Raw genomic sequence first — 8,132 nt, 5'->3', positions numbered from 1 at the left:
GACGAATACTAATCGATCGAGGACTTAACCAAAACGTTTGAAACATTCAATGCACCGTTTATCCAGTTTTGAAAGAACAACTCTTTCAATAAAGGGTTTCAAGATACGAGTAGTTCGAGGAAACGATGGAGAGAGGGAAGGAGCGTACTCAAGTACGTGACTGACTGAACGACAGAAGCTGACGAAGAAATACGACGTATATTGAAAGCCGACAATAGTCTAGTGATGATGGCAAAGAGGTCACACCCGTTCCCATACCGAACACGGAAGTTAAGCTCTTTAGCGCCGATGGTAGTTGGGGGCTTCCCCCTGTGAGAGTAGGACGTCGCTAGGCACTTAAAAAAAGTCGAGGATTTATTCCTCGGCTTTTTTCTATGAATACTTCATAGCTCTATAGAATATAAAGATGAAGTGTGAATGACTATTAAAGTATTGGAAATGTTAAAATAAGGTTTCTTTTGTATCTGAAAAAGCAGATGAAAGTAACAACCATGCATATGGGATGTATCGAAATTTGATACATCTCTTTTTTATGTACACCCGTTATTTGTATGAATTATAGGTGAAAGAATAAGTTATTCTCTATCTCAAGTAGCTAGCGCAATTGGCACAGCGATATTTATATCTAAAATGACAACAGGTACAAATAAATATATGGAAAGCGCGGCAAATCCAATGGATCCAGTTGAAAAGTTAAATGGTTTAACAGCTGGTTTCCAAGGGGCATTTACGCTTGGAGTAATCTTTATAATTGTCGCCCTTGTGGTATCGTTTTTCTTAAAAGGACAGAAAAAGAAAGTAAAAGCCGCTCAGCTCATATACAATGAAAATTAGAAGGGCCTAAATTTTGTATTGTAATTTAATATGGCTCATAAACTAAAGTTGTGGATGATATTTTGAAAATGTATGCCATGTGTTGATTGGAGTGGAGGCTGGGCGACTCCAGAGAAGGGCCTAGTCAGAACGGAAATCAACCAACCGTTATGTGATGAGCCTTAATATGGAGAGGGATGAAGAAATGGATCAGGGACAACTAAAACAACTAGCCTCATGGAGGCCTAGAGGTTTTATTCAATGGTTACTGACGGTTCTTGCAGTAATTGCATTTGCTTTTATTAGCATTCTGACATACTATATTTGGAATCCGAGGGGCCTTCCGAACATAATGAGTCTCCTTGGAGCGATTGCAATGGTTACGCCTAAGTTTTTATTAAGTATAACTGTTGTGATATTAATTTTAGTAGGGTTAGCTGTTTGGAGAAAAGCGTTAATAGCTTGGATAATCTTGATTCCTTTAGTTTTACTATTAAGTTTTCTAACCGTAGAGCCAATCATTAAAATGTCAAACTATGCTAAAAATGAAAATGTTCCCGCCTCCCTTATTTCTCATTTTTTTGGTAAGATAGAAATAACATCCAAATTCATACAGGATATCGTATACGGAACAACTCCTGATGGTGTGGAATTAAAGCTTGATGTATGGCCAGCTCAAGGAGATTCAAAAAAATCACTTCAACCAGCTGTTGTAAAAGTACATGGAGGCGGATGGGTTGAAGGGAATAAAGGGAATACGCCAAATTGGAATCAATGGTTAAGTGAATTAGGATATACGGTGTTTGATGTGGAATATCGTATGCCTCCTCAAGCAGGATGGAAAGATGAAGTAGCCGATGTGAAATCTGCAATTGGATGGGTAGCAGAACATGCGGATACTTATAATATCGATCCCAAAAAAATAAACGTCATGGGAGATTCAGCAGGTGGAAATCTAGCTATGTTAGCTGCATATAGTATGGGAGATACAAAGTTGCCTCCTTCAATAAATGTATCAGCAGTACCTATCAATTCTGTGATTAACATATATGGACCGGCAGATATGACGGAGTTTTATAAAAATAATCCTAGTCCTGACTATGTGCAAGATGTGATGAGAAAATATATTGGGGGTACACCCTCACAATTTCCTGATCGTTATAAAATACTTTCTCCGATTAGTTACATTCAGGAAAACGCTCCTCCTACTATTACACTCTTAGGAGCAAGTGATCGAATTGTTCCAGAAGAACAGGCTGAAATTTTGGATAGGAAGCTAAAAGAAAATAACGTTCCCTATGAACTTTATCTTCTTCCAAGAGCCGATCATGTTTTTGATGCAGTACCCAATAGCTTGAGCGCTCAATTTGCTTATGAAAAAGTAAAAGCCTTTCTTCAAAAGAATAATAAATAAAATATAAAGGAGAGTAATTAAAAGGTTGTATTAATATGATTCTCCTTAGCGGGGGAAACGTCATTTTTTCCTTCTCATAAAAGAGTAGACAAATGTGTCCACCTGTAGAAGATGAGCATGAACATATCTATCCATATTGGCAAGCTATTCTTTTTATCATAATTTTGTAACTATCTTCATATAGTATTACTAAGCCTATGAAAGGAGTCGTTATCATGCGCATGCCGGCACTACCTAAAAAGAAGTCTCCTCCAAGGGAAGCACCAAGGTCATGGTGGAAAGTTGTAAAAGCGTATTTATCCAGAGGGAGGTTTTACCGTTTACCACCTCGGAATCGATAAATGAGCATTAAATGTTCGATGTAAAAAAAGTCGCCTAAATAGCGACTTTTTTATTCTAATAGAAATGTATTTTGGGTTGGACCGATTAAATAAAGTTCATGCATGGCTCGAGTGAGTGCCACATAAAGCAGCTTGCGATCAATCTTCGTATCGTAGAAAGGTGTATCGAAGGCAGCTACAATCACAGCATCGAATTCAAGCCCCTTTGCTAAATGACTCGGAACTACGAGCAATAATTCCTGATTGATAGACTCATTTTCAGTTAGAAGCTGAGAATCAATTTTTTTGTCTTTTAATGCTTGCTGCATTGAAATTGCCTCTGAAGTCGTTTTACAAATTAAAGCAATAGATTGATGTCCATTGGCTCGAATGGCTTCAAAAATTTCTTTAATTTGCATGGCATCAAATGATTGTGCCTGAACATAGGTAGGGACATTGCCATGACGAACTACTGGCTCAACTAATGGAAGCTGTTCATCCATTTGTGCTAAAACCTTGTTAGCAACCTCCATAATTTCAATGGTTGTTCGATAGCTTTTTTGAAGTGTTCTAAAGCTTGCTCTAGGGAAAAGATTTTGGACAGGTTCCCAGGCAGTAAGGGAACGATAGCTATGAATTCCTTGTGCTAAATCACCGACCATCGTAAACATATCAGTTTCAAGCCCGGTCTTTAAAGCAGCAAGCTGAAATAAACTATAGTCCTGTACTTCATCGATGAAAACGACACGCATTTTCCATTCATCTGGAATGCCCTTTATACGAGCTTGTAAATAATAAAGGGCGGCTAAATCTTCGAGCACCCATTGTTCTTTAAAATGTGCCTGTAAAAATTGCTGTTGCTCAAGATAATGCCATTCTGGTGCAAGCTCTGCTAAAAGCTCAGCATTTGTGAGAAGCGTACGATAGAGTGTCTTAATGTTATGTTTAGAGAATCTTCGCATATAAACGGTTGCAGTTGATTTTGCAGCGCTCTCAATAGCAGGAATACGTTCATCTCGCTCATCAATAAACTTAGTGACAACACGACGACGTTTGGCATCATCACGAATTCCATCAAGTGCTTTGCCAAGTGCCTCATCATATTTTTTATGGAGTGTATTTAAAATAGCCTGTTTCTTTTGACGGGCATGGCTTGCGAGCACTTTTTTAATATGTGCCAGTCTTTTTTCAATTGGCATATAAGAAAACTCATATAAAAATAGCTTCTTTAGATGGGAGGCACGCATAATGCAATATTTTTCAATGAAAACATCCTCAAATTGGTTGGCAATTTCCTGCTCGATCTTTTGAACATATCGTTCTATTACATCACGATAATAAAGAGAGCCCTTCATTTCGGATATCCAAGAATTTCTCTGTTGGGGTCCTCCCGCAACAAGAGATTCTAATTGTTCATTAGGATTTTGAAGTTTTAGTTTTAGCTTAGTCGCAGCAAGAACATAATCAGTAAAGGTTGTTTGACAAATTTTATCGACACCAAGCTCTGGTAAAACATCCCCAATATAATCGATAAATAACTTATTCGGTGCTAAAATCATGAGCTGCTCAGGGTTAAAATGTTCACCCATTGTGTAGAGGAAGTAAGATATTCGGTGTAGGGCAATGGTTGTTTTTCCACTACCAGCAGCACCCTGTACGATAATAGGCTGACGAAGATGTGCTCGTATAATATCGTTTTGTTCCTTTTGAATGGTGGAGACGATTTCTGTCAAACGCACATCTGCTTTTCCAGCTAATGCTTCTTGCAGTAATTCATCGTTTGTTGTTAAATCAATATCTCGTAAATCAAGCAGTTCACCATCATTAATTTTATATTGTCGTTTGGCAAATAGGTGTCCCTTATGGATTTCTCCACGAACATCATATTCCATATCCCCAAGGCGACCATCATAATAGACGTTTGCTACTGGTGAACGCCAATCGACGATAATAGGCTCGTGGGTTTCTCGATGAAACAAAGAAGTTTTTCCTATATAAAGAAACTCTTCTGGATCTCCTGTCTTTTGAAAATGAATTCGGGCAAAGTATGGCTTTTTTTGAATAGCCTCTAAGCCTTCCTTTTGGTTTCGAGCCATTTCAAAGAAACGTGCATTTGCTAGGATATTTATATAGCCTAAACTTGAATCTAAATAATCAAGATCTGCCATCGACTTACGAATATTCTCCTGAGCAGATTGCAAACCTCTTTGCGATTCATTTAAAATTTGCTGCATGTAATTTTTGGTGTAAGCTAATCGTTCCACTTCAGCCTGAAAATCTGGATGTTGTGCAGTCATTTTTTAGCACCTCCTATGTACTTACATTTTCAAGTAGATTCTCATACTACTATATAAAATATTTACCATCAAGTGAAATTGTATTAGGCTTATTTTGGGAGAAGGTAAACGGAAATTTAATGCCCACCAGCTAATCGGTTGAGGGTGGATAAAATAGGAGGTTTTCAGATTGGACATTTTTGCCCATAGAGGTGTTTCGGCACATTACCCAGAAAATACTATGGCTGCTTTTGTAGCAGCGTCAAAACTACCGATTACAGGAATTGAACTAGATGTTCATTTAACTGCGGATAGGGAGTTAGTCGTTATTCATGATGAAACAATCGATCGTACATCTAATGGCTCTGGCTACGTAAAGGATTATACGCTACAAGAACTTCGTGCATTTGATTTTGGTTCATGGTTTTCTTCTAAATTTGAGGATGAACGCATACCCACTCTAGGAGACATTTTAGAGCTATTAGCTGGTACCAATCACCTTATTAATATTGAGCTCAAAACCGATGTATTTCCATATGACGGGATAGAAGCACTTGTGATTAGGGAGGTTGCTGCATTTCAAATGGCAGAGAGAGTGATCATTTCCTCTTTTAATCATGAATCTATTCAGATTGTCTCACAAAGAGCACCATATATTGAAAAAGCGGCACTGTTTGCAGAAATTTTAGTTGATTTTAACGGCTACACAGCTCAAATCCCAGCAGATGCTATACATGTCAGCTTACCTACAGCATTTCGAAGATCCATTCAAGAAGCTCTTAATGAAGGAGCAACTGTGCGTGTATATACAGTTAATGATGTCGAGTACGCAAAGCAATTACGACAGATCGGTGTACAAGGACTATTTACAGATGACCCGGAGAAAATAGTGTCTGCGTTGATAGGATAGAAATCGGAGCAGGTGATAGGAAAGCGATAGCGACGGAAAGAGCAGTCAAGGCGACGGAAAGAAGAGCCAAGGTGACGGATAGAGTGGTCAGGGCGACGGAAAGAAGAGCCGAGGTGACGGATAGAGTGGTCAGGGCGACGGAAAGAAGAGCCGAGGTGACGGATAGAAATCAGTGCGACGGAAAGAAGAGCCGAAGCGACGGAAAGAAAGTCAAGGTGACGGATAGAAATTAGAGCGACGGAAAGAAAGTCAAGGTGACGGATAGAAAATCAAGAGCGACGGAAAGAATCGTCAAAGCCGAGGATAGAGCAGCGAAAAGCGTGGATAGAATAGTCAAAATCGTGGATAGCCTCGCCAAATCCGCGGATATTCGCTATGCGTGAGCTTTTTCGGATTTAACGCGCTGAGGATGTATGAATGTCAGAGCGTTAAATCCTAGTATACGAAGAATATAGCAGATGGAAATTCAAGTTCTTACCATTTTACGCGATTTTCTTCGATACTGCCTAGCATTTGTTTGATGACAAGTGTTTCGCCATTGTCTAGTAATATGGAGCCATCGTAGTAGCCAAACATTTGATGAACTTCAGATTTTATGAGGCCAGCTTTTGTTACGGCAACACGCTCGAAAAATGGGGAGAATGTTAATGAAACTTGGTTAGTGAATTTAGTCTTAATTTTCCATCGTTGCATTAAATCCTCTTGATTATATTTGAACAATACATCTTCATGTATTTTGGTCATTTTGCCTTCGACGAAAACTGCATTTTCGGTCATGCCAGTTCCATCTGTCCACTTGCCGCCTAAATTGAGTCCGATTCGTCTACCTCGAACTCGCTGTGATGCCATTCCCCAAGTCCATGTGGATTGGCGCGGCCAAACGCCACGACTGTATTCTAGTACAGAGAAATTTTCCTCGGAGGAAAATGTAAAACGGCGAGTACCAATCGACACTAATCCAGAAGTAGGAAGTATATGATGCTTTCCTGTAAATTGGAATGTTTTACGATTCCAAGGAATGACTACATTCAATGACTCATCTGTAGGCGGATGCTGAATGACAAGCTTTGCACATAAGGTATCTCCATCAAAGTCCGGGATCGAAACGGATAGGTGAGTTTCATTTTGTACATATGTCATATCGATCATCATTTCACTATTTTTGAAGGTTACTGAATCTAGTACCTGTGTAGGCATTTTTAACTTTCCACCAAATGGAATTGTGATTGTTTTTTCAAAGTAGCGTTGTGTTTCATATTCAAGGAAATAGACGAAGCAGACCGCTGCGTAGTCGAGATGGCTAATAGTAGCTGAGAAGATGATCTCATCACCGTAGACACACCAATAATTCCATTTCTTTTTGCGCATGATATGGCCACTTAAATTGCTGTTTATGAGAGGTTTGCGTGCAAATCCGATGGCAGCTGGATTTAAATTACCTTTTTTATCGCATAAAAGAGTAGGTTGTATAATTTCTTTCTCAGCATGCTGCTTCACATTTAACATCCCTTCTGGTTCATAAAATAAAAATCTATAATTCCATACCCTTATTGTAGCAAAAACTATCTTAAAATTGGAAAAGTTAGTGCCAATTCAGACCACATTCGACATTTTTATGAATAAGGACCTAGCTAATAGAATTTCCTCCTTATACATATGTTGAACTAAGGAGGGGAAGCGTGGCAAAAATGTATAACAGACAGGCTGCTGTGCAGTATGCAAACTTGTGGTGGAACAGGCGTAATCCAGCATTTCCGAATTTTACTGTTGATTGTACAAACTATATATCCCAATGTTTACTTGCTGGAGGAGCACCAATGCGGGGGGCTCCAAACAGGGGGAAAGGTTGGTGGGTTCAACATGGAAATTGGAGCTTTAGCTGGTCTGTTGCACATTCCCTTAGATGGTATTTGGAAGGTTCGACAACGGGGTTGAAGGGTAAGCGTGTACAATCTGCTGAAGAATTAGATCTTGGAGATATCATTTTTTTGGATTTTCAAGGTGATGGAAAGATTGATCATTCCGTCATTGTGACGAGTATCCAAAATGGTGTTCCTTATGTGAATGCACATACTTCCGACAGTATTCAACGACCTTATTTTTATGAAGATTCAACGGCCTATACACCAAGCATGACTTATTACTTCATTCATATAGAGGATAGTTTTGCTTAAGGTGATAGCAGTGTTAAAGCTCATGGTTTTGTGATAATGTTAAGGGTAGGAGATATTCATTTCGCCTTGGCGTAATTGTTGTTGTTGTTGTTGTTGTTGTTGCTGTCGCTACGCTTTCGCACAGATAAAACAATTGCTGTCGCTACGCTTTTGCACAGATAGACAATGCGTCCGGATGATGAATTGTGCCCGCACAATTCATCCTTTGAAAATCCGTGATATCCG

General features: G+C 39.1%; 5 protein-coding genes, 1 rRNA gene and 1 pseudogene. 5 read left to right on the top strand and 2 right to left on the bottom strand.

Translation table 11 applies throughout. The features are described 5' to 3' along the window. Positions 1–218 precede the first annotated feature (218 nt). The 3 genes and pseudogenes from rrf (at position 219) to MOK21_RS17600 (ending at position 2,227) form a co-directional block, all read left to right on the top strand. Positions 219–334, top strand: a 5S ribosomal RNA gene (gene rrf, locus MOK21_RS17610). 227 nt (positions 335–561) lie between these two features. Further along, a pseudogene (locus tag MOK21_RS17605) lies at positions 562–834 on the top strand (MFS transporter); the annotation flags it as partial. A gap of 184 nt (positions 835–1,018) precedes the next feature. Further along, entirely contained in the window at positions 1,019–2,227 is a 1,209-nt protein-coding gene (locus MOK21_RS17600) for an alpha/beta hydrolase (protein ID WP_249075285.1), read from the top strand. A gap of 391 nt (positions 2,228–2,618) precedes the next feature. On the opposite strand, the gene helD is transcribed toward MOK21_RS17600, so the two are convergent. After that, positions 2,619–4,844 carry an RNA polymerase recycling motor HelD gene (helD, locus tag MOK21_RS17595; RefSeq protein WP_249075284.1) on the bottom strand — a complete coding sequence of 742 codons (2,226 nt, stop codon included), beginning with the start codon at positions 4,842–4,844 and terminating at the stop codon, positions 2,619–2,621. 169 nt (positions 4,845–5,013) lie between these two features. Between helD and MOK21_RS17590 the strand changes: the two genes are divergently transcribed. After that, a complete protein-coding gene (locus MOK21_RS17590; protein ID WP_249075283.1) occupies positions 5,014–5,733 on the top strand; it encodes a glycerophosphodiester phosphodiesterase in 720 nt (239 codons plus the stop codon). Positions 5,734–6,207: 474 nt separating this feature from the next. Here the strand turns inward: MOK21_RS17590 and MOK21_RS17585 are convergent, their stop codons facing one another. Continuing rightward, the gene (locus MOK21_RS17585) at positions 6,208–7,230 is read right to left on the bottom strand and encodes a DUF2804 domain-containing protein (RefSeq protein WP_249075282.1); all 1,023 of its coding nucleotides are present in this window, start codon (positions 7,228–7,230) and stop codon (positions 6,208–6,210) included. A gap of 182 nt (positions 7,231–7,412) precedes the next feature. Here MOK21_RS17585 and MOK21_RS17580 point away from each other — a divergent pair, with 182 nt between their 5' ends. After that, complete coding sequence (locus tag MOK21_RS17580; protein ID WP_249075281.1) at positions 7,413–7,907, top strand: amidase domain-containing protein; 495 nt, start codon at positions 7,413–7,415, stop codon at positions 7,905–7,907. Positions 7,908–8,132 lie beyond the last annotated feature (225 nt).

Source organism: Lysinibacillus sp. BPa_S21, assembly GCF_023337795.1.
Lineage (GTDB): Bacteria > Bacillota > Bacilli > Bacillales_A > Planococcaceae > Lysinibacillus.
The sequence above is the reverse complement of the archived record's forward strand: the minus strand, read 5'-3'. Positions and strand labels throughout refer to the sequence as shown.

Coding starts and splice junctions, on each gene's coding strand:
- MOK21_RS17600 (WP_249075285.1), top strand. CDS start 1,019: ATGGATCAGGGACAACTAAAACAACTAGCCTCATGGAGGCCTAGAGGT.
- helD (WP_249075284.1), bottom strand. CDS start 4,844: ATGACTGCACAACATCCAGATTTTCAGGCTGAAGTGGAACGATTAGCT.